This is a genomic window from Sulfitobacter sp. 1A13368, from assembly GCF_043557275.1.
In the GTDB taxonomy this organism is placed as follows: Bacteria; Pseudomonadota; Alphaproteobacteria; order Rhodobacterales; family Rhodobacteraceae; genus Sulfitobacter; species Sulfitobacter faviae.
Map to the genome: position 1 here is coordinate 1 of NZ_JBIFFR010000005.1, position 25,749 is coordinate 25,749.

At 62.4% G+C, this 25,749-nt stretch carries 21 protein-coding genes; 9 read left to right on the forward strand and 12 right to left on the reverse strand.

All coding sequences use genetic code 11. The annotated features are described in order from the left end of the window. The first annotated feature begins 64 nt into the window (after positions 1-64). The 4 genes from ACGYK4_RS11160 (at position 65) to ACGYK4_RS11175 (ending at position 5,232) form a co-directional block, all read left to right on the forward strand. A complete protein-coding gene (locus ACGYK4_RS11160) occupies positions 65-301 on the forward strand; it encodes a helix-turn-helix transcriptional regulator (RefSeq protein WP_394456549.1) in 237 nt (78 codons plus the stop codon). Between the two features lie 100 nt (positions 302-401). Continuing rightward, positions 402-1,820 carry an aldehyde dehydrogenase family protein gene (locus tag ACGYK4_RS11165; RefSeq protein WP_394456551.1) on the forward strand — a complete coding sequence of 473 codons (1,419 nt, stop codon included), beginning with the start codon at positions 402-404 and terminating at the stop codon, positions 1,818-1,820. Positions 1,821-1,894: 74 nt separating this feature from the next. Next, the gene (locus ACGYK4_RS11170) at positions 1,895-3,877 is read left to right on the forward strand and encodes a tyramine oxidase (protein ID WP_394456553.1); all 1,983 of its coding nucleotides are present in this window, start codon (positions 1,895-1,897) and stop codon (positions 3,875-3,877) included. A gap of 776 nt (positions 3,878-4,653) precedes the next feature. Then, a complete protein-coding gene (locus ACGYK4_RS11175; RefSeq protein WP_067628442.1) occupies positions 4,654-5,232 on the forward strand; it encodes a YceI family protein in 579 nt (192 codons plus the stop codon). A 75-nt stretch (positions 5,233-5,307) separates the two neighbouring features. Here the strand turns inward: ACGYK4_RS11175 and ACGYK4_RS11180 are convergent, their stop codons facing one another. The 9 genes from ACGYK4_RS11180 to mutM all read right to left on the reverse strand — a co-directional run bounded on the left by ACGYK4_RS11180 (position 5,308) and on the right by mutM (position 16,683). After that, positions 5,308-6,489, reverse strand: coding sequence for a cytochrome b/b6 domain-containing protein (locus ACGYK4_RS11180; protein ID WP_394456555.1), 1,182 nt, complete (start codon positions 6,487-6,489; stop codon positions 5,308-5,310). A 632-nt stretch (positions 6,490-7,121) separates the two neighbouring features. Further along, entirely contained in the window at positions 7,122-9,536 is a 2,415-nt protein-coding gene (gene gyrB / locus ACGYK4_RS11185; protein WP_394456557.1) for a DNA topoisomerase (ATP-hydrolyzing) subunit B, read from the reverse strand. 79 nt (positions 9,537-9,615) lie between these two features. Beyond that, positions 9,616-10,236, reverse strand: coding sequence for a LysE family translocator (locus ACGYK4_RS11190; protein ID WP_394411808.1), 621 nt, complete (start codon positions 10,234-10,236; stop codon positions 9,616-9,618). Next, positions 10,233-11,330: a DNA replication/repair protein RecF gene (gene recF / locus ACGYK4_RS11195; protein ID WP_394456559.1), complete on the reverse strand. Its 1,098-nt coding sequence runs from the start codon at positions 11,328-11,330 to the stop codon at positions 10,233-10,235. The genes ACGYK4_RS11190 and recF overlap by 4 nt, the downstream gene beginning before the upstream one ends. A gap of 59 nt (positions 11,331-11,389) precedes the next feature. Next, positions 11,390-12,508, reverse strand: coding sequence for a DNA polymerase III subunit beta (gene dnaN, locus ACGYK4_RS11200; protein WP_209216850.1), 1,119 nt, complete (start codon positions 12,506-12,508; stop codon positions 11,390-11,392). Between the two features lie 162 nt (positions 12,509-12,670). Beyond that, positions 12,671-14,032, reverse strand: coding sequence for a chromosomal replication initiator protein DnaA (gene dnaA / locus ACGYK4_RS11205; protein WP_136720544.1), 1,362 nt, complete (start codon positions 14,030-14,032; stop codon positions 12,671-12,673). A 521-nt stretch (positions 14,033-14,553) separates the two neighbouring features. Next, positions 14,554-14,817: a 30S ribosomal protein S20 gene (gene rpsT / locus ACGYK4_RS11210; RefSeq protein ID WP_067261164.1), complete on the reverse strand. Its 264-nt coding sequence runs from the start codon at positions 14,815-14,817 to the stop codon at positions 14,554-14,556. Between the two features lie 173 nt (positions 14,818-14,990). Then, positions 14,991-15,767 carry an enoyl-CoA hydratase gene (locus ACGYK4_RS11215; protein WP_394448253.1) on the reverse strand — a complete coding sequence of 259 codons (777 nt, stop codon included), beginning with the start codon at positions 15,765-15,767 and terminating at the stop codon, positions 14,991-14,993. Positions 15,768-15,831: 64 nt separating this feature from the next. Beyond that, positions 15,832-16,683, reverse strand: a complete 852-nt coding sequence (gene mutM / locus ACGYK4_RS11220) for a bifunctional DNA-formamidopyrimidine glycosylase/DNA-(apurinic or apyrimidinic site) lyase (protein WP_394456561.1) — start codon at positions 16,681-16,683, stop codon at positions 15,832-15,834. 100 nt (positions 16,684-16,783) lie between these two features. On the opposite strand from mutM, the gene ubiE reads away from it, so the two are divergent. Next, complete coding sequence (ubiE, locus tag ACGYK4_RS11225; RefSeq protein ID WP_067261168.1) at positions 16,784-17,536, forward strand: bifunctional demethylmenaquinone methyltransferase/2-methoxy-6-polyprenyl-1,4-benzoquinol methylase UbiE; 753 nt, start codon at positions 16,784-16,786, stop codon at positions 17,534-17,536. Further along, complete coding sequence (gene ubiB, locus ACGYK4_RS11230) at positions 17,536-19,068, forward strand: 2-polyprenylphenol 6-hydroxylase (RefSeq protein ID WP_394456564.1); 1,533 nt, start codon at positions 17,536-17,538, stop codon at positions 19,066-19,068. Before ubiE ends, ubiB begins: the two co-directional genes overlap by 1 nt. Positions 19,069-19,095: 27 nt before the next feature. Here the strand turns inward: ubiB and ACGYK4_RS11235 are convergent, their stop codons facing one another. Beyond that, complete coding sequence (locus ACGYK4_RS11235) at positions 19,096-20,277, reverse strand: acetyl-CoA C-acyltransferase family protein (RefSeq protein ID WP_394429741.1); 1,182 nt, start codon at positions 20,275-20,277, stop codon at positions 19,096-19,098. Positions 20,278-20,392: 115 nt separating this feature from the next. Here ACGYK4_RS11235 and ACGYK4_RS11240 point away from each other — a divergent pair, with 115 nt between their 5' ends. The 3 genes from ACGYK4_RS11240 (at position 20,393) to tdh (ending at position 23,278) form a co-directional block, all read left to right on the forward strand. Next, on the forward strand, positions 20,393-20,959 hold the full coding sequence (locus ACGYK4_RS11240) for a helix-turn-helix domain-containing protein (RefSeq protein ID WP_394429768.1): 567 nt from the start codon (positions 20,393-20,395) through the stop codon (positions 20,957-20,959). Positions 20,960-21,053: 94 nt separating this feature from the next. Continuing rightward, positions 21,054-22,238: a glycine C-acetyltransferase gene (locus tag ACGYK4_RS11245; RefSeq protein ID WP_394429739.1), complete on the forward strand. Its 1,185-nt coding sequence runs from the start codon at positions 21,054-21,056 to the stop codon at positions 22,236-22,238. Beyond that, on the forward strand, positions 22,238-23,278 hold the full coding sequence (gene tdh / locus ACGYK4_RS11250) for an L-threonine 3-dehydrogenase (protein ID WP_394456566.1): 1,041 nt from the start codon (positions 22,238-22,240) through the stop codon (positions 23,276-23,278). Before ACGYK4_RS11245 ends, tdh begins: the two co-directional genes overlap by 1 nt. 5 nt (positions 23,279-23,283) lie before the next feature. Here the strand turns inward: tdh and ACGYK4_RS11255 are convergent, their stop codons facing one another. Both ACGYK4_RS11255 and serA read right to left on the reverse strand, forming a co-directional pair. Next, positions 23,284-24,012 (reverse strand): metallophosphoesterase family protein, encoded by a 729-nt coding sequence (locus ACGYK4_RS11255; RefSeq protein ID WP_394429735.1) that lies wholly within the window; start codon positions 24,010-24,012, stop codon positions 23,284-23,286. A gap of 135 nt (positions 24,013-24,147) precedes the next feature. After that, the gene (gene serA / locus ACGYK4_RS11260; protein ID WP_394429733.1) at positions 24,148-25,743 is read right to left on the reverse strand and encodes a phosphoglycerate dehydrogenase; all 1,596 of its coding nucleotides are present in this window, start codon (positions 25,741-25,743) and stop codon (positions 24,148-24,150) included. Between the last annotated feature and the right edge of the window lie 6 nt (positions 25,744-25,749).

Genomic DNA, 25,749 nt, shown 5'->3' on the forward strand with positions numbered 1-25,749 from the left:
GGGAAGTGTGTTCACATGGGTCAATTCTCAGTGACAATTTATGGGGCTACCGGGTCAGTTCTCAGTGACAATCAACACCTTGGGCGAAACGCCGGGTCAACGTCTGCTGCAACTGCGTTTGACACAAGCGCATGCAGAACTCTCTCGCCGCGGGGGCAAAGAGGTCTCTGTCACCGACTGCGCCTATCGCTGCGGCTTTAACGATCTTTCGCATTTCTACCGCGCCTTCCGGCAGCGCTATGGAATGACGCCCGGCGCCGTTGTCGCAGAAGTCCGCGACGGTGGCGCGATCGTCCAATAGGGCTGTCGCGTTATCCCAAGATGCCCGTCGAATCCGCGCTTAACCTCTGACCAGAGGAGGCGTTTCGGCACGGTGCCGGAACGGGATGACGGAGGACATCATGAAAGACACCATCGATAGCATCGGCCTGATCGCGGCCGGTACACGGGTTGAGACGGGCGCGCGTTTCCCCGTGGCCAATCCCGGCACGGGGGGCCAAGCAGGCACGGCGCCGGATGTCGGACAGGCAGAATTGGACCGCGCAGTCGCCGCGGCAAAGGCGGCTTTCCCCGCGTGGTCAGCCACATCCGACGAAGAACGCGCCGCCGCTTGCACAGCCGTGGCCGATAAGATCGAAGCCCATGCGGAGGAGTTGGCCCAGCTTGTCACCGCCGAGCAAGGCAAGCCGTTGGGCGGCATCGGATCGCAATGGGAACTGGGCGGCGCTGTCGCTTGGGCGCGCTATACCGCGGGGCTCTCGCTGCCGATGGAAGTTCTGCAAGACACGCCGGAGGGGCGGGTCGAGATGTACCGCAAGCCGCTTGGGGTGGTGGGGTCGATCACCCCGTGGAACTTCCCCGTGCTGATCGCGGTCTGGCACATTCTGCCCGCGCTGCGTAGCGGCAATACGGTGGTCAGCAAACCATCCCCGATGACCCCGATCGCGTCCCTACGCATGATTGAGTTGATGAACGAAGTACTGCCAGCAGGCGTGGTCAATTCCGTCAGCGCCGCTGATGGCGCATTCAACATGGGCGCGGCGATGTCCGCGCACCCGGACATAGCCAAGATCGTCTTTACCGGTTCCTGCGGGACGGGTCAGAAGGTCATGCAATCCAGCGCTGAGACGATGAAGCGTCTGACCCTTGAGATGGGCGGCAATGACGCGGGCATCGTGTTGCCCGATGCCGATCCACAGGCGATTGCCGAAGGGCTGTTCTGGGGAGCCTTCATTAACAACGGCCAAACCTGCGCCGCGATGAAACGGCTTTATGTGCACGACGATATCCACGACGCGGTCTGTGACGCACTGGTCGCCTATGCACGCAACATCAAAGTGGGCGAAGGCACGCAGGAGGACAGCGTCCTTGGCCCCGTCCAGAACCAGATGCAGTTCGACAAGGTGGCGAAGCTGGTGGCGCAGGCCAAGGAACGCGGGCAAGTTCTGCTGGGCGGCGAACCGGGCGAGGGGCTCTTCTTCCCACCGACGATCATTACCGGGATGAGCGCCGATGACCCGTTGGTCTACGAAGAGCAATTCGGCCCCGCGCTGCCGATCATTCGTTATAGTGACCTCGACGATGCGCTGGCGCAGGCCAATGCGCTGGACGTGGGCCTTGGTGGCTCTGTCTGGTCGTCTGATAGGGCGGCGGCCAAGGAGGTGGCAAAACGGATGGAATGCGGCTCGGTCTGGATCAACAGCCATGGCATGATCCAACCCAACGCGCCCTTCGGGGGCGTCAAGAAGTCAGGCTTCGGCGTCGAGTTCGGCGAAGAGGGGCTGAAGGAATATACCGACATTCAGGTGATTTTCGCCTGACGCTGGGAGGCGAGGGCGATCATTCGGTGTCCGCCATGGCGGGCACCTTCAAGAAAAACATGAAGGGAGAAAGCATGTTACGTAAAACTCTACTCGGCGGGGCCGCGGCCCTTGCGCTGACCGGTGGGGCGTCATTCGCGCATCCGCTCGATGGTTTTTCCGGTGAGGAATACCAAAAGATCAACGAAATCCTGCGCGCAGGCGATCTGGCGGGGGATGACACGCTCTATCCGCTGATCGAATTGATCGAGCCGCCCAAGGCCGATGTGCTGGCGTGGAGCGAGGGTGACATGCTCGACCGTCGCGCGATGGTGCATATGTCCAACACTGACAACAGCGGTTTTGTTGAAACCATTGTGAACCTCACCACCGGAGAGATCGAGAGCAGCGCGCCCACCGAGGGGCAGCCGATGATCCTCTTCAACGAGTTCGCCAACGCTATGACCGCCGCGCTAGAGCATCCCGACATGATCGCGGGGCTTGAGAAACGGGGGCTGACGCCGGATCAGGTGTTCTGCCTGCCGCTCACTGCGGGCAATTTCTTTTCGGACGAAGACGACGGCACGCGGTTGATGAAAGTGCCTTGCTATGTCTCGCCCGAAGGGTCGAATTTCTATGCCAAACCGATCGAGAACATCTACGCCGTGGTCGATCTGCAAAGCGGCAAGGCGCTGCGTGTGATTGACGAGGGCAATGTGGCGGTCCCCGAAGACGGCTGGGGCTACACGGGCGAGGAGATCGAGGCCCGGACCCCACAACGCGCCGCGACGAATCCCGCCGTGCTGACCCAAGAGGGCGGACCGAATTTCACCTATGCCGATGGCGCACTGGAATGGGACATGTGGCGCATGCGCCTGCGGGTCGACAAACGCCCCGGTCCGGTGCTGTCGAACATCGATGTGAAGGATGGCGAGGAATGGCGCACGCTGCTTTATCAAGCGCATCTGTCCGAGGTTTTTGTTCCCTATATGGACCCGAGCGCCGGGCTCTATTGGCGGACCTATATGGACAGTGGGGAATATGGCTTCGGGCTGTTCCTGACCCCGCTGGTGGCCGGGATCGACTGCCCGTCTTATGCGACCTTCCTGCCAGCAATGATCGCGGGCGATGACGGTCAGCCGCTGGAAATCCCCGATGCGGTCTGCATCTTTGAGCGCAACATCGGTGATCCGGCGTGGCGACATTTCGAGGTCTTTGCCCAAGGCCCCGATCAATACACCCCCGCCGAGGGTCGGCCCGAGACCGAGTTGGTGGTGCGTACTGCTTCAGAAGTGGGGAACTACGACTATCTGATCGACTACCGTTTCAAGCAGAACGGCCAAATGGAGATCAAGATTGGTGCCACAGGACTGGATGGTGTGAAAGGCGCCGATGCGACATCAATGGATGATCCTTCGGCGGCGCGAGAGACGGAGTACGGCACGCTTATTGCGCCCAACTTGGTGGCGGCGAACCATGACCACTACTTCAACTTCCGCCTCGACTTCGACATTGACCAGCCCAAAAACCGATTCATGACGATGGACATCGTGCCCGCCGAAGTGGCCGAAGATAGCCCGCGCCGGTCATTATGGAAGGTCGAGCATAACATGCCCAAGTCCGAGGCTGAGGCGGCCTATCAGGTATCCTCGTTCAAGCCGCGTTACTTCATGCTGCAGAACCCCGACCGCAATGGGCCGTTGGGGCATAAACCGGGCTATATGATCCACCACGGCAGCGTGGCATACGGGCCATTCGACTTTAAGAACGACCCCCCGATGATCCGCAACGCCTATATCGAGAATTCGGTATGGAACACGGTGCATGACCCTGAGGAACGCTATGCAGGCGGCAAGTTCGCGTTGCAAAGCGATGGGTCCGACACGCTGGCGCAGTGGGTCAAGGAAGACGCGCCGCTACAGGATCAGGACATCGTAACGTGGTTCACGGCAGGGTTTCACCATGTGCCGCGCATGGAAGATTGGCCTGTCATGTCGACGGAGTGGAAGACGGTGCATATCATGCCGCATAACTTCTTCCCGATGAACCCGGCGATTACCATCCGCGATCTTGAATAAGGGCACGTGAGAAAAGAGAAAGACGGGCAGTGGGGGCTGCTCGTCTCTCTCAAGGGGGGCCTTAAGCATTCTGTGCAAGACTATCATTGTTTAACGATTATTAGTGGCGGTGCGCATCTCGATCTGATGCTTGCCAACGCACTGTCCAACTGGGGTTCGTTAACTCAGCGGCCCTGAGCACTTTCTCGTCGGTCACCGTGACGAATACGTGGAGGGGTTCGAACTGTCCGGCACACCAGAGGGTCGCCCCTCGAGACGGGCACGTCGCTGCCCGGCTTCAGACCAGTCGCGGTCCAGGACGTGGGATCGATCAATGTCTTTGGCACCGAATACGCAATGCGCATTTGGTTGAACCCTGAAAAGGTGGTTCCATTTTAGCATGTTGTTGAGCGCGGCAAAGAGGAGATGGCCATATAATCCCGATAGCCTTTGCGGCAAAGCGAGCCGCTCTATGCGCTTCATCGCCATTCTATCACAAACAGCCTTTCAACCCGACCGCGGAACAACGCCGGGATCGGGATAATGTGCAACCATCCAGGGGTAATTGCTTAATCTATTAAAGACCTGAGAGATTACGGCTTGAGGCGCCATTCGAAGTCTTCGAGATGGAACTCAGGGCTTCTTTGGGCAGATATCTTCGCGCTTTCTGGTAGAAACTCCGCACGCTGTTCGATAACGCACAGAGTGTGTTTGAAGGTAGAGAGTTGCGTATTTTTGCGTCTAAATTAGGTGCACCTGACGTAACGTATGCATCTCAAACGGAGAAATAGATTCAGATGAAAAACTTCCTTCTTACGACGGCAATGGGCGCAACACTCGCGACTGCGGCGCAGGCTGAAACGATGACCTATGTGCTCGATCCTTCCCATAGTCAGATCGTGTTCAGCTATAATCACTTGGGTTTCTCGACCACCACAGGCATGTTCTCTGGGTTCGAGGGCAGTATAGAGCTGGACCAAGAAGACCCGGCAGCATCGAGCGTCTCTGTTTCATTTCCCGCCAAGAGCCTCATCACCGGCTGGCCCGCCCGCGAAGCGCATTTTCTGAGTGAAGATTTCTTCGGCGCCGAAGCGAACCCCTTGGTGACATTCACCTCGACGTCAATCGAAGTAACCGACGAAGAGACCGGCAAGATCACCGGCGATCTGACCATGAATGGCATCACGAAGTCCGTCGTCTTGGACGCAACACTGAACCAGTTGGGCGATCATCCGATGGAAAACCGGCCCTGGGCCGGGTTTGACGCGACGACGAAGCTGCTGCGCTCGGATTTCGACATGGGCCAGTTCGCCCCGTTTGTCGGGGATGAGGTTGCGATCGATATCTCGATCGAAGCAATGGTGCCCGCTAAATAATCGAAGCCTCATACTTTACCACAAGGGTCGCGCGATTCCTCGCGCGGCCCTTTTTTCGTCTCGATGGTGCAGGGTCTATTCTGGCTTAGTTGCCACCAGTTCTATCCGGACCTCCACAGCAAACCCGACAGAGCTTTCGTCCGGATAGGCCATTCCCATGCCGAAGTCACGGCGGTCCAGAACCGTGCCGCCCGAGGCTTTGGCCGTGCGTCCTGTCACCTCGAGATCGAAGTCGAGCGTGACGGGAACACTCTGCCCGACCAGTGTCAGGGAGCCGGAGGCTTGGTGCTTCGGTCCGCCGATTAGCACGATGTTGCCCTGAAACACGGCGGTATCATGGGCGGCGACATCGAAGAACTCGGGGCCTTTCGCCTGGTCCGTCACGGACCCAAGTGTAAGGGAGGTCATATCGATCACCGTCTTAACGGCGCCTATTCGGGTTACTTCATCATACTCGATCTCAGCCTGCCAATTGGCAAATCCGCCGGTGACCTCGGCCCTCATTTGCTTGATTGTGATCGACAGGCTGCCGTCCTGCACGACCCATCCTTCGGTCTGTTTAGCAGGGAATTGTGACGCGGCTTCCACGTTGTGAGCGGGGCCAAACACGGTCAGGGCGCCGCCGATTGCAAAGGTCCAGATCCCTATTGCGGCGAGAACGGAGGCCGTCTTGCCGGGGTGAGTGGCCGCCTTGCCGGCAGCCCGTCCGTTCCACATGCGGGCCAAGGTGCCATCGCGGTCAATCAGCGCGTGTTTAATTGCGCCCCCGATATGCGCCGCGACCATCGTTGCCAAAACGATCCCCGCAATCCAGTGAACATTGGCTGCCGCACCGGCAAGGCGCTCCGATTTTGGAATAAACGGCAAGCTTTGGGGGAAGGGCCACCAGATTGGCGCAAATCCCACTTCGGCCGAATGGATCACCCAGCCGGAAAGCGGGAGCACGAAAATGGCGGCGTAGAGCACCCAATGCGCCGTGTCCGCGGCGAAGGTTTCGAGGCGCCGGTCGGGATGGAGAGGCACGGGACGCGGTTGCGAGATTGCCCAGCCGACCCGCAATACTGCCAAAGCCAAGATCGTCACGCCGATCGTCTTATGAGACGAATATAACAGCCGAAGGAAGACCACGGTATCGCCACTACGCGGCGTGAACTTCCCGATCAATCCAAGTGCTATGTCTGACAGCACCAGGAGCGCGATGCTCCAATGGAAAAAACGGGCGACGCGCCCGTAGCTGGCGGTTGTGTTTGATATCATCGGACCCTCGCATGTCTTGACTGGGTTTCCGATATCAAGACTTCGCCGCCAGCACATTCCGTTGTTTTCACACAACCTCTGTGCGCAGATGGAAAAGCCACGGTTTAGCGAGGCGCAACTCGGAGGGCAGGTGCCCGCATGCGCACGTCTTTCGGCTTAACTATCCATGCAATGTATGGGTGTTTGCGGGAACGCAGCGTAATCCTTGGCGATCGGTTTTTCTCGCGCGGCGTCGCGGAATTAACGAATGGCCGATCTGGTGAAGCCGTGCTGTGGCGTCGAAAGGGGATGTGAGTGTCCGGTTTGGGCTCAAAGCCGCCTTTCGCACCGCAGCACAAACATCTGTTCCGCAGTTGCTTGAATGTCAGCTATCGCCATCGACGCGTGGCAACCTCGTAGTTTCAGTGAATGCACACTATCCGCCCTTGGCGCCCAGCAGACCTCATCGTGGCCTAAGTTCTTGCGATCCTAGAGCCCGAAAGCCGCTCCTAGCTTAAAAAAGCAACCTGAAGAGCAATTGTTGCTTCACCCATGTCGTCGCAGGCCAAGCAAACCTAAGGTCGTGCAGATCTATGCGCAATTTGTGCAATACTATGGGGGGCGGGCAGGATTACACGCACCTCTACACCGCCTCAAAAATCCAAATTCTCCACGCTCAGCGCGTTCTGCTGGATGAACTCGCGGCGCGGCTCGACCACGTCGCCCATCAGCTTGGTGAAGAGATCGTCCGCCTCGGCCATATCCTCCACGCGGACCTGTAGCAGCGTGCGCGCGTCCGGATCGAGGGTGGTTTCCCACAGCTGGTCGGGGTTCATCTCGCCCAGACCCTTGTAGCGCTGCAGCGACAGGCCTTTCTCGCCCTCGGCAAGGATCGCGTTGAGCAGGTCCATGGGGCCATAGATCATCTGGCTGCGGTCCTTGCGGATCAGCTTGGCGGGTTGGTCGTAGACCTCCTGCAAATGCTTGGTGAAGCTGCCGGATTTCTTCGCCTCGCCCGAGCGCAGCATGCGGCCGTCGAGGGTGCGTACCTCTTCCACGCCGCGCAAGATGCGGGCGAGGCGGATGCCGTGGTCTTGGGTGATGCGGCCCTGCCAGCCGCGCTCATATTCCAGCGCGATCAGGTTCAGACGGTCGGCGACCTTGTCGGCCACGCCCTGCAGGTCGCTGTCCACAGCGCCATCGACGAAGGCACCGGCAATGCCGGCCTGTTCGAGGATGTGGCGCGGGTAATGGGTGGGGAAGGCCTCCAGCACGCGGCGCAACTGGCGGGCCATGTCGACCACGCGGGTGAGGTCCTGACCGGTGATCTCTTCGCCATTGCCCTGACGCAGCATGGCGCCGTCGACACCCTGCTGGATCAGGTAGTCCTCCATCGCGGCCTCATCCTTGAGGTAGACCTCGGACTTGCCGCGCGAGACTTTGTAGAGCGGCGGCTGCGCGATGTAGAGATGGCCGTTCTCGATAAGTTCGGGCATCTGGCGGTAGAAGAAGGTCAGCAAAAGCGTCCGGATATGCGCGCCGTCAACGTCGGCGTCGGTCATGATGACGATCTTGTGGTAGCGCAGCTTGTCGATGTTGAACTCGTCGCGCCCGATCCCGGTGCCGAGCGCCATGACGAGGTTGCCGATCTCCTGAGAGCCCAGCATCCGGTCGAAACGCGCGCGTTCCACGTTAAGGATCTTACCCTTCAGCGGCAGGATCGCTTGTGTCTGCCGGTCGCGCCCGGTCTGGGCCGAGCCGCCCGCGCTGTCCCCCTCGACGAGGAAGACTTCGGTCTTGGCCGGGTCTTTCTCCGAGCAATCCTTGAGCTTGCCAGCGAGGAAGTTCACGTCCATCGCCGTCTTGCGCCGGGTCAACTCGCGCGCCTTGCGGGCCGCCTCGCGGGCCTGTGCGGCCTCCACGATCTTGCCGACGATCTGCTTGGCCTCGTTCGGGTTCTCTTCGAACCATTCGGCGAGGCGTTCGTTCATCAGACCCTCGACAGCCGGGCGCACCTCGGAGGAAACCAGCTTGTCCTTGGTCTGTGACGAGAACTTCGGGTCGGGCACTTTCACCGACAGCACGCAGGTCAGACCCTCGCGGGCGTCGTCGCCGGTGAAGCTGATCTTCTCTTTCTTGGCGATGCCGCTGGTCTGGGCATAGGCGTTGATGGTGCGCGTCAGCGCGCCGCGGAAGCCCGCCATATGGGTGCCGCCGTCGCGCTGCGGGATGTTGTTGGTGAAGGGCAGCACCGTCTCGTGGTAGCTGTCGTTCCACCACATAGCGACCTCGATGCCGATGTCGTCCCGCTCGCCGGTGATGAAGATCGGCTCGTCCATGACCGCGTGTTTGTGCCGGTCGAGGTATTTGACAAATTCCTTCACCCCGCCTTCGTAAAAAAGCTCGGTGCGCAGCGGCTCGACGGGGCGTTCATCGGTCAGGATGATGCGCACGCCGGAGTTCAAGAAGGCCAGTTCGCGCAGCCGCTTTTCCAGCGTCTCGAAGCTGTAGTCGACGTTCGAGAAGGTCTCGGTCGAGGCCATGAAGCGGACTTCCGTGCCGGTGCGGTCGGTCTCGCCCACGACTTCGAGGTGCTTGGTGGTGAAACCGCCCTCAAACCGAGCGATATGTTCTTTGCCCTCGCGCCAAATGCGCAGTTCCAGCCAGTCCGAAAGCGCGTTCACGACCGAGACGCCGACCCCGTGCAGACCGCCCGAGACCTTGTAGGAGTTGCTGTCGAACTTCCCGCCCGCGTGCAGCTGGGTCATGATGACCTCGGCCGCCGAGACGCCCTCTTCCTCGTGGATGCCCACCGGGATGCCGCGGCCGTTGTCGCTGACCGATACGCTGGAATCCGCGTGGATCGTGACCGTCACCGCATCGGCGTGACCGGCCAGCGCCTCGTCGATGCCGTTGTCCACGACCTCATAGACCATGTGGTGCAGGCCCGAGCCGTCGTCGGTGTCCCCGATATACATGCCGGGGCGTTTGCGAACGGCCTCCAACCCTTTGAGAACCTTGATGGAATCGGCACCGTATTCCTGTGGTGTCAGATCAGTGTCGGCCATGCGGAAAAAACCCTTATCGTTTGCCCGATTTATAGTGTTTTCGACCGGCATTGTCACGCGAATGACACAAGATTTTGTGTTAGGCGAAGGGGATGATCAGGCCCACGAAAACCAGCATCGCGCCGGAGATCAGATTGATCCGCCGCAGGGTGCGCGGGGCGGTCAGAAAACCGCGCAGATGGCCCACTAGGAGGGCGATCACGAGGTTGCCGACGAGCGGCACGATGACCGAGGCGGCGAGGATCAGCCCGATGTCGGGGGCGGTGACCGCGCGCAGGTCGAAAAAGCCGGGCAGCACGCCCATGTAGAACAGCACCGCCTTGGGATTGCCGAGGATCGCAATGAGCCCCGCGATGAAACCGGGCCACATGCCGGGGCGGGTGAGGCGGCTGTCGGGGTCGATCTTCGCACCCGCCTGCCGGATCAGGCTCAACCCCATGGCGATGAACACCAGTGCAGCGGTCCAGCGCAGCACCTCCATAAGCGTGTCGAAGGCCGAGACGATCCAAGTGATCCCCAAGATCGCCACCAACGGCCAGAGCATGTCGCCGATCGCGACGCCGAGCGCTAGCGGCCACGCCGCCTGAAACCCGCCCGAAAGCGCCCGGGCCATCATCGCCAGCCAGACCGGGCCGGGGGTGAGGAAGAGGATCAGCAGCGCGCCGCAGTAAAGCAGCAGGTCGGTGGGCGAGAGCGTCATGGCTGCCGCACCACATTCGAGAGGCCGTCATCCTCGGTCACTTCCACATATTGCGCGCGGTCCCCAAGGCTGTCGAACAGCTCCGGCCCCGTGCCCGTCATCCAGGCCTGCGCGCCGAGCGCCGTGATCTCGTCGTAAAGCGCCGCTCGGCGGCCCGCGTCGAGATGCGCGGCCACCTCGTCCAGTAGCAGGATCGGCGGCGCGCCGAAATCGGCGGCGATGGCGCGGGCATTGGCGAGGATGAGCGAGACCAGCAGCGCCTTCTGTTCCCCGGTGGAGCAATCCCGCGCGGCGATGCCCTTGGCGGCATAGGTGCCTTCCAGATCGGCGCGGTGAGGGCCGATCAAAGTTCGCCCGGCGGCGACATCGCGCATCCGGTTGTCCGACAGCGCCCGGCGCAGCCCCTCGGCACTGTCGGGCATGTCGTTTTGGAGCATCAGCGTGGCGATGGGGAAGGCGGTCTGCGCCTCCTCCTGCGCGCTCGCGAGGGCCGTGAGGGCCTGTTGCCGGTTGGCATGGATCTGCGCCCCGGTCTCGGCCATGCGATCTTCGAGGGCGGCGTACCACGCGGGCTCGCGCACCATGTCCTTCAGCAGGCGGTTGCGCTCGCGCATGGCCTTTTCATAGCTCAGCGACAGTTCAGCATGATCGGGCAGCATCGACAGGGTCACCCGGTCGAGAAAGCGTCGACGCCCCTCGGCGCCTTCGATCCAGAGCCGATCCATCGCGGGGATGAGCCAGAGCACGCGGGCTATGCGGCCAAGCGCTGTCTGGGCTGCAGCTTTGCCGTCGATCTTGGTCTGCCGGGCGGCGCCGCCTTCGGACCAGATCTCGACCTCGTGGAATACGCTTGGCCCGTGCAAGACCCCGGTGATCTTCCATCCCAGAGCCTCGGGGCGGCGGGTCATGTCTTGCGCGCTGCTGCGCCGCAGTCCGCGTCCGGGCGATAGGAGCGAGATCGCCTCGATCACATTGGTCTTGCCCGCGCCGTTGGGGCCGTAGAGCGCCACGGGGCGCGCGTCGACGTCGATCACCGCGCGTTTGTGCGAGCGGAAATGCGAGAGGCCGAGATCGGAAAGATACAGCTGCGCCATTCAGACCCCGTTTTCTTTCAAAGAAAACGGCGCGGAAATTTTGAAAATTTCCGCCAGCGTCACACGCGCATCGGCATGACGACATAGACCGCCGAGGTATCGGTGCCCTCGCGCATCAGGGTCGGATCGCCCGAGGAGTTGAACAGGAAGACGGCGTTTTCGCGGTCCACTTGGCTTGCGATCTCCAGCAGGTATTTCGCGTTGAAGCCGATCTCGAGCCGCTCGTCGCCATAGGCCACGGCCAGCTCTTCTTCCGCCGCACCGCTGTCCGGCGCGTTGACCGACAGCACTAGGCGGTCTTCGTCGAGTTGCAGTTTCACGGCGCGGGAGCGCTCGGACGAGACGGTCGCCACGCGGTCCACCGCGCGGGCAAAATCGGCAGCGTCAACTTCCATCTTGCGGGTGTTCCCCTGCGGAATCACGCGGGTGTAGTCGGGGAAGGTACCGTCGATGACCTTGGAGGTCAGGGTGATGGCGGGGGTCGCGAAACGGATCTTGGTCTCGGACACGGACACCGCGATTTCCATCTCGTCATCGTCGAGCAATTTGCGCAGCTCGCCCACGGTCTTGCGGGGCACGATCACGCCGGGCATCTCAGACGCGCCCTCGGGCATCTCGGCGTCGATGCGTGCCAGGCGGTGACCGTCGGTCGCCACGCAGCGCAGGGCCTTGCCGCCTTCGGCATCCGCCACATGCAGGTAGACCCCGTTGAGGTAATAGCGCGTCTCCTCGGTGGAGATGGCGAATTTCGACTTGTCAAACAGGCGGCGCAGCACCGGGGCCGGGGCCGAGAAGTTCGAGGCATATTCCGAAGACGCCATGACCGGGAAATCCTCGCGCGGCAGGGTGGCCAGCGAGAAGTTGGAGCGGCCCGCTTCGACCGTCAGGCGGCCAGCGGCGGTGTCGGCGGTGAGGCTGATCAGCGCGCCGTCGGGCAGCTTGCGCACGATTTCATGCAGCAGCGTGGCCGAGACGGTGGTGGCACCTGCGCGCTCCACTTGGGCGGCGACCTTGTCGACCACCTCGATATCCAGATCGGTGGCGCGGAAGGAGACATCGCTGCCCTCGGCCTCAATCAGCACGTTGGCGAGGATCGGAATGGTGTTGCGGCGCTCGACCACGGATTGGGCTTGCGAAACGGCTTTGAGCAGTGCCGCGCGTTCGATGCTGAATTTCATATGCCTTCTCCCATACCGACTGCCGGGAGAGGCAAACTACCCGGTTCCCACGCTTACACAAGAACTTTTGTGGCTTTGTTGAAGTGAATGCAAGAGGGGCGCAAGCTGCGCCCCCGATCGCTGTTTGACCGTGTCCTGAGGACAACCCTCAGGCCGCTATGGTTAGGATTCGAGCGCCCGGCGCAGCAGTTCCAGATCCTCGGCGATCTGCCCGTCCGAGACCTTGAGCTCTTCGATCCGGCGCACCCCATGCATGACGGTGGTGTGGTCGCGCCCGCCAAAGCGGCGGCCGATCTCGGGCAGGGAGCGGCTGGTCATCTGCTTGCACAGATACATCGCCACCTGCCGCGGGCGGGCGTAGCTGCGCAGGCGCTTGGGGCCGATCATGTCGCTGAGGCGGATGTTGTAATGGTCGGAAACCTTGCGCTGAATTTCCTCGACCGAGATCTTGCGCTCCGAGGCGCGCAGCACGTCGGCCAGACAATCCTGCGTCAGCCCCATGTCGATCTCGCGGCCCACCAGCGAGGCGAAGGCGAAGAGACGAGTCAGCGCACCTTCGAGCACACGGACGTTCGAGGTGATGCGATGCGCGAGGAATTCCAGCACGCCGTCGGCGACTTCGAGGTCGGGGTAGGTCTTGCGCTGCACGTCGACCTTGCTTTGCAAAATGCCGAGGCGCAACTCGTAGTCCGTGGGGTGCAGGTCGACGATCAACCCGCATTGCAGGCGCGATTTCACGCGGTCTTCGAGATCCTTGATCTCACCCGGGGCGCGGTCGGCGGAGATGATGATCTGCTTGTGCTGGTCCACGAGCGCGTTGAACGTGTGGAAGAACTCTTCCTGCGTGGAATCCTTGCCCGCGATGAACTGCACGTCATCAACCATCAGCACGTCTACGGAGCGGAAGATTTCCTTGAAATCCATCATCTTGCGGTCGCGCAGGGCCTGCACGAAACGGTACATAAACTGCTCAGCCGAGAGGTAGAGCACGTTCATCTCGGGCTTGCGCTCATGCAATTCGCGGGCAATCGCGTGCATCAGGTGGGTCTTGCCAAGGCCGACGCCCCCATAAAGGAACAGCGGGTTGAAGGTCACGGGGCCGCCTTCGGCGACACGGCGGGCGGCGGCATGGGCCAGTTCGTTGGGCTTGCCGACGACGAAATTGTCAAAGCTGAAGCGCGGGTCGAGCGGGGCGGTGCTGAGCTGCGAATTGGCGGCAGGTTTCGCGGCGGCCGAGGTCTGACGCGCAGCCGGGGCGGGCTTTTCGGCGGCAGGGGTGGGCTGCTGATTCAGGGCAAAGTTCAGGCGCGTGGCATCGGTGCCGGTCGCGTTGATCTCATGCAGAATCAGGTCCGAGAAGTTCTGGCTGACGTAGTTGCCGAAGAAATTCGTCGGCACCTTGAGTGTCACGATTCCGTCTTCGACGGCGCCGGGCACAAGCGGTTCAATCCAGGTGGTGTAGTTGTTCTGCCCCACGGTCTTTAGAAGCCGCTCTTTGATCTCGCCCCAGTGATCTAATGTCATCGTGCCTTACGTCCCGCTTTGCTCTTCGCACAGAGGCCGAGTGGATCCCGGCCCTTAATATTGTTTCACCCGGCAACAGGTCATCCACCCGGTCCCACACGGATGACCGACCTGTGTCCTTCGGACTTTTAAAGAATGGCCTGCCCATGAGCCTACTGTGCCGTAAACCGGCGCAAGAGGCGCTGAACGAACCGTTCGTGTTCTCATCGACAGGGTAAACGTGCTGGCAGCAGCATTCACGATGGTGCGCGGGACCGTCTGTGAACGGTCACTTGCACCCCCCTGAATTTGGCATTCTGCCAGTTGGCTGACGCCGTGTTCAGGGCCTGTCCCCCCAAGCGAAATGAATCGCTGGACCTTTGGTAGCAAGTGTTTCCGGTTCGCTTCAACATATCTTCCATCTTGACTCAGAGATTGCCGGAAAAGAATCTCTGGCGTGTTTTTTTCGCTGCACCCGCACGAAAAAAGGCGCCGCAATGCGGCGCCTCTTGTGTTTCTAAGGGCTTGGCTATGAAGCCAAATTAGCCCAGTGCTTTGACCCGCGCGGACAGGCGCGACATTTTGCGCGACGCGGTATTCTTGTGGAAAACGCCTTTGGTGACGCCGCGCATCAGCTCGGGCTGGGCGGCTTTCAGAGCGGCGGTTGCGGCTTCTTTGTCACCGGAGGTGATCGCCTCTTCGACTTTGCGCAGGTAGGTGCGGATGCGCGAACGGCGTGCTTTGTTGATCGCAAAACGCTTTTCGTTTTGACGGGCGCGTTTTGCGGATTGACGGGTGTTTGCCATGAGTATCAGCCTTCGGGTTCATATGTTGCGTAGCAATGCGTGACGCCAACCCGACCGGAAATCCGGACCCCCTTAGGGAAGGTGATTCTAGCCAGAGCGGGCTGCACGCGCATGTATTGGTGCCGCCTATAAGGCAGCGGGCGCGGCAATGCAAGCCGCGCCGGGGGCGACGCTTATTTGTCGCGGAATTGCGCTTCGCGCTTTTCGAGGAAGGCGGACATGCCTTCTTTCTGGTCTTCGGTGTTGAACAGCGAGTGGAACATGCGGCGTTCGAACAGCAGCCCCTCGCTCAGCGGTACCTCATAGGCGCGGTTCACGCATTCCTTGACCACGGTGGCAGAGATCATCGATTTCTCGGCGATCTTGCCCGCGGCGCCCATCGCCTCTTCCATCAGTTTCTTCACCGGCACGACGCGGGACACGAGGCCCGAGCGTTCGGCTTCTTCGGCATCCATGAAGCGGCCCGTGAGGTTCATGTCCATCGCCTTGGACTTGCCCACCAAACGGGTCAGACGTTGCGTGCCGCCGATGCCGGCCACGACGCCGAGGTTGATCTCGGGCTGGCCGAACTTGGCGCTTTCAGAGCAGATGATGAAGTCGCACATCATCGCCAACTCGCAGCCCCCGCCGAGGGCATAGCCCGACACAGCGGCGATGATCGGCTTGCGCACGCGCAGAATCTGATCGGTTTCGGGCGTGAAAAGATCCCCCATGAAGACGTCGACAAAGCTTTTCTCGCGCATCATCGCGATGTCGGCGCCGGCGGCGAAGGCCTTTTCCGAGCCGGTGATGACGATGCAGCGGACCTTATCGTTTTCCTGCGCGCTTTTCAGCGCCTTGGCGAGTTCACCCAGCAGCGCCTCGTTGAGCGCGTTCAGCGCATCCGGGCGGTTCAGGGTGATCAGGGCCACATGGTTGTCCACGTCCACGGTGATCGTTTCGTAAGCCATCAAGAATGCTCTTTGTTGTTGCGCTCAGGGGAATGTGCATACCACGGCACCCCCATGTTTCAAGTTATCTTTGGCAACGCGGACAATAGAAGGAAGAGCGCCCGCTTTGCACGATGCGCGCGATTGCCCCGTTGCAGCCCGGTCTGCGGCAGGCTTGGCCCTCGCGGCCATAGACGTCGAAACTATGTTGGAAATAGCCCAATTCGCCATCCGCCTGCCGAAAATCCTTGAGCGATGATCCCCCCGCCGTGATCGCATCGGCCAGCACTTGGCGGATGATCGGCACCAGCCCGGCGACCCGCGTGGCCGAGATGCGCCCGGCCTTGCGGGCCGGGTGAATCCCCGCGCGGTAAAGCGCTTCGCAGACATAGATATTGCCCAAGCCCGCCACGATCCGTTGATCCAGCAGCGCCGATTTGATCGGCGTGTTGCGGCCTTTCAGCGCAGCGACCAGATGCGCTTCGTGAAAGTCGTTGCCCAGGGGTTCCGGCCCGAGCGAGGCCAGCAGCTTGTGTGTCTCGGCCCCGGCGGTGGGCATCAAATCCATCGCGCCGAAACGGCGCGGGTCGTTAAAGGTGATCCGCGCACCGTTACCCATATGCAACACGACATGGTCATGTTTTTCGGGCGCGGGGTGGTTGTGCTGAAACTGCCCCAGAGGGTCGCCCGAAACCAGCATCCGCCCGGACATGCCCAAATGCACCAAGAGCGATTCCCCGCTGGCCAGATCGGCGAGGATGTATTTCGACCGTCGCCGCAGCAGGCCGACGCGCTGCCCGGTCAGCCGCTCCGCCATCCGCTCGGGGAAGGGCCAGCGCAGATCGGGGCGGTTCACCTCGGCGCGAGCGATCACTTGGCCCTCCATCGCGGGGGCCAGCCCCCGGCGGACGGTTTCGACCTCTGGCAGTTCCGGCATCTCGGTTTCCCCTCTGGCTTGCCTGTGACAAAAGGCACGCATTGTCCCTGCCCCCCGGCACCCTATAACAAGGGACAGAACCAGAGGATCGCAAGAGCAGATGACCCAGGACGCTGACAAAACAACCCATTTCGGTTTCGAGACCGTGCCCGAACATGAAAAGGCCGGGCGCGTGCAGGGTGTGTTCAACTCCGTCGCCAGCAAATACGACATCATGAACGATGTGATGAGCATGGGGATCCACCGCGTCTGGAAGGAAGCGATGATGGACTGGCTCGCCCCGCGCCCCGGTCAGAAACTGCTCGATGTGGCGGGGGGCACTGGCGATGTGTCTTTCAAATTCCTCAAACGTGCCGGACACGGCCATGCCACGGTGCTCGACCTGACCGAGCCGATGCTGGTCGAAGGCCGCCAGCGGGCCGAGGCGGACAGGCTGACCGGCAGCCTTGATTGGGTCGTGGGCGACGCGATGGCGCTGCCGTTCCCCGACAACACCTTTGATGTCTACACAATCAGCTTCGGCATCCGAAACGTGACCCGCCCGCAAGAGGCGCTGAACGAGGCGTACCGCGTGCTCCGCCCCGGTGGCCGTCTGATGGTGTTGGAGTTCAGCCAGCTTCCCAACCCGGCGATGCAAAAAGCCTATGACCTCTACAGTTTCAACGTGATCCCGCGCATGGGCCAAGCCATCGCGGGCGACCGCGACAGCTATCAATACCTTGTCGAATCGATCCGCAATTTCCCCGATCAAGAGACCTTCCTGTCGATGGTCCGCGCGGCGGGCTTTGGGCAGGCCAAATATCGCAACCTGTCGATGGGGATCGCGGCGCTGCATTCGGGTTGGAAGCTCTGATGCGCGGTCCGCACAACATCTGGCGGTTGATCCGCACGGGCGCGACCTTGGAACGCGCCGGGGCGATGAATGTGGTGCTGGATGCTTTCGATGCCTCCCCGCCGCTGCGTTTCGTGGCCCGCGCGCTTGGCCTGCCGTTCAAATGGCTGGGCTACAAGGGCGACCCGACGATGCCACCAGCCACCCGCGCGCTCACGGCGCTTGGCCCGGCCTACATCAAATTCGGTCAGGTGCTGTCGACCCGCCCCGACGTGGTGGGCGACGATCTGGCGGTGCAATTGCGCGTGCTGCAAGACAAGTTGCCCCCCTTTGACATGGCGCTGGCCCGCAGCGCGGTCGAGCAAGAGTTGGGCGAGCCGGTCAGCGCGATCTTTTCCGAGTTTAGCGAACCCGTCGCCGCGGCCTCCATCGCGCAGGTGCATCACGCGCGGCTGGCCGAGACCGGCGAAGAGGTCGCCGTCAAAGTCCTGCGGCCCGGCATCGAAAAAGCCTTCCGCAAGGACATTGACGCCTTCTACCTCGCCGCCCGCATGGCCGAGATTTTCTCGCCCGGGTCGCGCCGCCTGCGCCCGATGGAGGTGATCGAGCATTTCGATGGCGTCGTGCGGGGGGAGCTGGACCTGCGGCTCGAAAGTTCCGCCGCGTCGGAGTTCGCGGCCAACACCAAGGATGACGCCGGGTTTCAACTGCCCGAGATCAAATGGAATTATTCCGGCCGCCGCGTGATGACGCTGGGCTGGGCCGATGGGCTGCCGCTGGGCGACAATGCCGCGCTGGATGCGGCGGGGCACGACCGGGTGGCGCTGTCGGAGCGGGTGTTGCAACTTTTTCTTCAGCACGCCCTGCGCGACGGTTATTTCCACGCCGACATGCACCAAGGTAACCTCAAGGTCGCGGCCAATGGCGACATCATCGCCTATGACTTCGGCATCATGGGCCATATCGACAGCTACACCCGCCGGGTCTATGCCGAAATTCTCTATGGTTTCATCCGCCGCGATTACCAGCGCGTCGCCAAGGTGCATTTCGAGGCGGGATATGTCCCCGCCGACAAGGACGTCGATGAATTCGCCCGCGCCCTGCGTGCGGTGGGCGAGCCGATTTTCGGCATGGACGCCACCCGCATTTCCATGGCGCGGCTGCTGACCTATCTGTTTGAGGTGACCGAGCGTTTCGGCATGGAAACCCGGACCGAGCTGATCTTGCTGCAACGCACCATGGTCGTGGTCGAGGGCGTGGCCCGCTCGCTCAACCCGCATATCAACATCTGGGAAGTCGCCAGCCCCATCGTGACCGACTATATCACCAAGTCGCTCGGTCCGCGGGCCATCGTCTCTGATCTGCGCGACACGGCGATGGTCATAGCCCGCTTCGGCCCGCGCCTGCCCGGGCTGGTCGAGCAGGCGCTGAACCGTCAGACCGAAGAGCAGCCCGAGCGCCGCCCACGTTTCTGGCGCTATATCGCGGCGACTGCGGTGATGTCCGGTGTGGCCGGGGCCACCACAATCGCCCTGATTGACGCACTGCTTTAGGGCAGGGGGCGCGCGGCCCCCCGGCCTTTAGGCGATACGTTCGATAGCCATGGCGATGCCTTGCCCGCCGCCGATGCACATGGTGATCAACGCGCGTTTGCCGCCGATCCGCTCCAACTCATACAGCGCCTTCACGGTGATGATCGCCCCCGTCGCGCCGACCGGGTGGCCAAGCGCGATGGCCCCGCCGTTGGGGTTCACCTTTGCGGGGTCAAAGCCCAGTTCCTTGCTCACCGCGAGTGCTTGGCTGGCAAAGGCTTCGTTGCTTTCGATCACGTCGAAATCATCGGCCTTCAGGCCCGTGCGCTCCAGCAAACGGCGCACGGCAGGGACCGGGCCGATGCCCATGACCTCGGGGCGCACGCCGGCGTGGGCGTAGCCGAGGATGCGGGCGCGGGGCGTCAGCCCTGCGGATTTCGCGGCCTCCGCGCGGGCCAGCACCAGCGCCGCGGCACCGTCGTTGATACCGCTGGCATTGCCCGCCGTGACGCGCCCGTCCTTCTGGAAGACGGGGCGCAGCCCGGCCAGCGCCTCGGCCGTGGTGGCCTTGGGGTGTTCATCGGTGTCAAAGGGCACCATGTCGCGCTTGACCTTTACGTCGACCGGCACGATCTGGTCCTTGAAATGCCCTGCCGCGATGGCCGCCGCCGCGCGTTCCTGGCTTTGCAGGGCGAAGGCGTCCATTTCCTCGCGGGTGATCGTGTGTTCATCCGCCACGTTCTCTGCCGTCACGCCCATATGCCCGGTGCCGAAGGGGCAGTTCAGCGTGCCCAGCAGCATATCGAGGCTGCGTGCATCGCCCATCTTCTGGCCCCAGCGGGCGTCGGGCAGCACATAGGGCGCGCGCGACATGCTTTCGGCACCCCCGGCCAGCGCGAAGTCTGCATCGCCCAGCATCAGGCTCTGAGTGGCCGAGACCAGCGCCTGCACGCCCGAGCCGCAGAGCCGGTTCACGTTCATCGCTGGCACCTCGTCGGGCACGCCCGCGTCGCGCGCGGCGACGCGGCTGAGGTACATGTCGCGCGGCTCGGTGTTGATGACGGTGCCGAAGACGACATGGCCGATCTGCGCCGGATCGACGCCCCCGCGCGCCATCGCCGCCGCCGCGACGGTGCTGCCCAGCTTGGTGGGCGGTGTGGCGGCAAGGCTGCCGCCGAAAGTGCCGATGGCGGTGCGTGCGCCGCTCAGGATGACGATATCGTCTGACATGAAACTCTCCTCTAATCGTTGGCGGCACTATGGGGGGCGGGCGCGGCAAAGTCAGGAGAAACGTCCCGTCATGCGACAGCTTGACAGGGAGGGGGCGCCGCGCGACATATCCGCCATGACGGACAACACCGACAAGATCCTGACACAGCTGCCCGCCCGCCTGAAAGAGGCGCGGCAGGGGCAGGGGTTGTCGCTCGACGCCGTGGCGAAGCTCTCGGGCGTGTCGCGCTCCATGGTCAGCCAGATTGAGCGCGGCGAATCGAGCCCCACCATCGCGACGCTGTGGAATCTCACCCGCGCGCTTCAGGTGGACTTCGCCGGTCTTCTCGACGCCGCCCCCGGCGAGCCGCAGATTGAGGTGCTGCGCAGTGCCGCTGTGCCGACGATCAGCAATCTGGGCGACGGTTGCCGCATTCGCATCCTGTCGCCGCCTGAGGAAGCCGGGCATCACGAAGTCTACGAGCTGCTCATCGCCGAGGGCGGTGTGCTCGACAGTGCGCCCCACACCCGCGGCGCGCGCGAGCATCTCAGTGTTTTCGGGGGCGCGGTGGAGGTCACCAGCGGCACCGGGACCGAGCGGCTGCAGGCCGGCGACACCGCGCGCTATGCCGCCGACGTGCCCCATGCGATCCGCGCAACCGAGGGGCCGGTGCGCGCCTTTCTGGTGGTTCAAGACGCCTAGTTTCCGCGATACCGGAAAAAATCCGCCATTCCGGAAATCCTCTATTTCGGAAACGCCTCCGCTATGGTAGAAGTCCCCTGTAAAGGAGAGCCTCATGACCCAAGCATTTCTGTCCCATGTCAATGACACCCTGTCCGAGATCGACGCCGAGGGCATGATGAAGAGCGAGCGGCTCATCACTACCCCGCAGGGCGGCGAGATCGCGGTGGGCGACCGCGAAGTCATCAACCTTTGCGCCAACAACTACCTTGGCCTCGCCGATCACCCCGAGCTGATCGCAGCGGCCAAGGAAGCGATGGACGAGAAGGGTTTCGGCATGGCCTCGGTCCGCTTTATCTGCGGCACACAGGACATTCACCGCGAGTTGGAGCAGAAACTGGCGAGCTTCCTCGGGCACGACGATTCGATCCTCTTCGCCGCCTGTTTCGACGCCAACGGCGGGCTGTTCGAGCCGCTGCTGGGGCCGGAGGATGCGGTCATTTCAGACGCGCTGAACCATGCGTCGATCATCGACGGCATCCGGCTCTGCAAGGCCAAGCGCTACCGCTATGCCAACAGCGACATGGCGGATCTGGAGGCCAAGCTGAAACAGGCCCGCGAGGACGGCGCGCGCTTCATTATGATCGCCACCGATGGGGTCTTCTCGATGGACGGCTATCTGGCGAAGCTGCCCGAGATCGTGGCGCTGGCCGAAAAATACGAGGCGCTGGTGATGGTCGACGATTGCCATTCCACCGGCTTCATGGGGCCAAAGGGCGCGGGCACCCCGGCGCATCACGGGGTCAAGGTGGACATCGTGACCGGCACGCTGGGCAAGGCGCTCGGCGGCGCCATCGGCGGCTATATCGCAGGGCCGCAGCCGGTGATCGACCTGCTGCGCCAGCGCGCGCGGCCCTATCTGTTCTCGAACTCGCTGCCCTCGTCGATCGTGCGCGCCGGTATCCGCGCGCTGGAATTGGTGGAAGAGGGCGACGATCTGCGCGCGCGTCTTTTCGAGAACACCGAATACTGGCGCGCGGGGCTGGAGAAGCTGGGTTTCGACCTGCTGCCCGGCGAACATCCGATCGTGCCGGTCATGCTGGGCGAGGCGCAACTGGCGCAGGACATGGCGGCGAAGCTTTTCGACGAAGGCGTCTATGTCTCGGGCTTCTTCTTCCCGGTGGTGCCGCGCGGTCAGGCGCGCATCCGCACCCAGATGAACGCGGCGCTGACCCGCGAACAGCTCGACCGCGCGCTGAAAGCCTTTGAGACGGCCGGCAAGGCCTGCGGGGTGATCTGATGGCGACGAACGAAATGAAGGCGCTGGCCAAACTGCACCCCCGCGAGGGGTTGTGGATGACCCATGCGCCGGTGCCCGAGATCGGCCCCGAGGACGTGCTGATCAAGATCAACAAGACCGGCATCTGCGGCACCGACATCCATATCTGGAACTGGGACGACTGGGCCGCCGGGACCGTGCCGGTGGGACTGATCACCGGCCATGAATTCGCCGGCGAGATCGTGGAGCTGGGCCGTAATGTCGAGGGGCTGGAGATCGGCCAGCGCTGCTCGGGCGAGGGGCATCTGATCGGCAAGCAGTCGCGGCAAAGCCGGGCGGGCAAGTTCCACCTCGATCCCGCGACGCGGGGCATCGGCGTCAATGAACAGGGGGCCTTTGCGCAATACCTCAAGCTGCCCGCCTTCAACGTGGTGCCGCTGCCGGACGAGATTTCCGACGACATCGGCGCGATCCTCGATCCCTTGGGCAACGCGGTGCATACCGCGCTCAGCTTCGATCTGGTGGGCGAGGACGTGCTGATCACCGGCGCAGGCCCCATCGGCATCATGGCCGCCGCGGTGGCGCGTCACGTCGGCGCGCGGCATGTGGTGATCACGGATGTGAACCCCGACCGGCTGGCGCTGGCCGAGAAAGTCGCCGATGTGGTGCCGGTAAACGTCGCCAAGGAGGATTTGGCCGATGTGATCCCGCGGCTGAAGATGAAGCAGGGTTTTGACGTCGGGCTTGAGATGTCGGGCAACCAGCAAGCGCTGGACCAGATGGTGGAGGCCATGACCATGGGCGGGCGCATTGCCATGCTCGGCATCCCGCCGGGCAAGTCGCCGGTGGACTGGAGCCGGATTGTTTTCAAGGCGATCACCATCAAGGGCGTCTATGGCCGCGAGATTTTCGAGACCTGGTACAAGATGATCGCCATGTTGGAGAACGGGCTGGATGTCTCCGCCATCATCACCCACCGCTTCGAGGTGGATGACTTCGAGCAGGGGTTCGCCGCGATGAAATCGGGGCGGTCGGGCAAGGTGGTGCTGGACTGGACCTGAACCGCTCAGGGGCGCAGGCGATTGCGCCCCTGTTGCGTGAGGACCCAAACGTCCTCCCCTTCGAACAGCGCTGCGCAGAGCGGTTTGCCATAGCCCGCCCCGGTGTCGAGGTTCACCCGGTTGCCATAGTGCATGGCACTGTCGACCGGCGTGTGGCCATGGACGATCAGCTTGGGATGCGGCGCGGTGTATTGGTGAAACTCCTTGCGGATCCACAGCAGATCATTCTCGCGCTGATCGTCCAGCGGCACCTCGGGGCGGATGCCCGCATGGGCAAAGAACAGGCCGGGCGTTTGATGTGACAGGGCGAGGGTCTTGAGGAAATCCACATGGCTCTGCGGCACCGCTGCGCGGGCTTTCTCATGCACCTCTGACATCCGGTCGCGCCCGCTGACCGACACGCCGTAGGACCCCAGTGTCGTGTCGCCGCCCAAACGCGGGTTCAGCCAGTTAAGTTCAACCAGCAGCAGCGGATCGTGGCGGGGGAAATCCTCCATGAACCAGCTGAACATGCGGTCGTGATTGCCCATCAGAAAGGTCCAATTGCGGCCCTCGGCTTTCCCTTCGGCCAGCCGTTCGATCACCGCTTTGCTGTCGGGGCCGCGGTCGGTGTAGTCGCCCAGAAAGACGATCTGCGCCTCCGGCCCGCCGTCTTTTTCGATCAGGGTTAAAACGCGCTCAAGCTCGGCGGCGTAACCGTGGATGTCTCCGATGGCATAGATGGGGCTGGGCATGATCGTTCCTGTCCTTCTGCACCCCCTCGTGATGCCGCAAAGCGGCGGGGAAGGGAAGGCTTAGGCCCGACAATGCCCCAAAAGCAAAAGCGCCCCGCGAGGGGGCGCTTCCAGATTGTGCAGGTCGTGCGGGCCTTAGGCCACGTCGAATTGCAGCGGCTTGATCTGCCGGAACATGCCGGTGTCGCGCAGCTTGCCGATCACTGTCTCGGGCACCTGATCGTCGACATAGAGCAGGGCAATCGCCTCGCCCTTGGCGGTGTGGCGGCCGAGAGTGAAGTTGGCGATGTTCACGCCGTTCTCGCCCATGGTCTGGCCCAGCGTGCCGATGATGCCGGGCACGTCTTCGTTGGTGGTGTAGAGCATGTGCTCCCCGATCTCGGCGTCGATGGTGATGCCCTTGATCTGGATGAAGCGCGGCTTGCCGTCCGAGAAGACGGTGCCCGCGATGGAGCGCTCGCGCTTCTCGGTCACCACGGTCACCTTGACGTAGCCGTCGAAAACGCCGGACTTGTCCTGGTTGGTGGTGGAGATCTGGATGCCTTTCTCACGCGCGACCACGGGGGCGGAGACCATGTTCACGTCCGGGTTGGCGCGTTTCATGATGCCCGCCACGACGCCGCAGTTCAGCGCCTTGAGGTTCATCTTGGCGACCGAGCCGTCGTAGAGGATGTTGATCGCCTTGATCGGCTCGTCCGTCATCTGGCCGATGAAGGCCCCGAGGTGGCCAGCGAGCTTGACCCACGGCCCCATGACCTTGGCCTCTTCGGCGGTGACCGAGGGCATGTTGAGCGCATTGGTCACGGCGCCGGTCAGCAGGTAGTCGGACATCTGTTCGGCCACTTGCAGGGCCACGTTCTCCTGCGCCTCGGTGGTCGCGGCGCCGAGGTGCGGGGTGCAGACCACGTTGGGCAGGTTGAAGAGCGGGTTTTCCTTGGCCGGTTCTTCGGCGAAGACGTCGAAGCCCGCGCCCGCCACATGGCCCGACTTCAGTAGGTCGGCCAGCGCTTCCTCGTCCACCAGACCGCCGCGGGCGCAGTTGATGATGCGCACGCCGGGCTTGGTTTTTTCGAGGTTCTCACGGCTCAGGATGTTCGCCGTCTGCTCGGTGAAGGGGACGTGCAGGGTGATGAAGTCGGCACGGGTCAGCAGCTCATCAAGCTCGACCTTCTCCACGCCCATCTTCTCAGCCTTTTCCTCGCCCAGGAAGGGGTCATAGGCCACGACCTTCATCTTCAGCCCGCGCGCGCGGTCGCAGACGATGCCGCCGATGTTGCCCGCACCGACCACGCCCAGCGTTTTGCCAGTCAGCTCGACCCCCATGAACTTGGACTTCTCCCATTTGCCCGCATGGGTGGAGGCGCTCGCCTCGGGGATCTGCCGCGCCACGGCGAACATCATCGCGATGGCGTGCTCCGCGGTGGTGATCATGTTGCCGAAGGGCGTGTTCATCACGATCACACCCTGTTTCGAGGCGGCTTCCTTGTCGATGTTGTCGGTGCCGATGCCTGCGCGGCCGATCACTTTGAGGTTCGGCGCATTGGCGAGGATCTTTTCCGTCACCTTGGTGGCCGAGCGGATGGCGAGGCCGTCATAATTGCCGATGATCTCGGCCAGTTTGTCTTTGTCCTTGCCCAGATCGGGCTGGAAATCCACGTCGATGCCGCGGTCGCGGAAGATCTGAACGGCAGCTTCGGAGAGTTTGTCGGAAATGAGTACTTTGGGGGCCATTTCTCT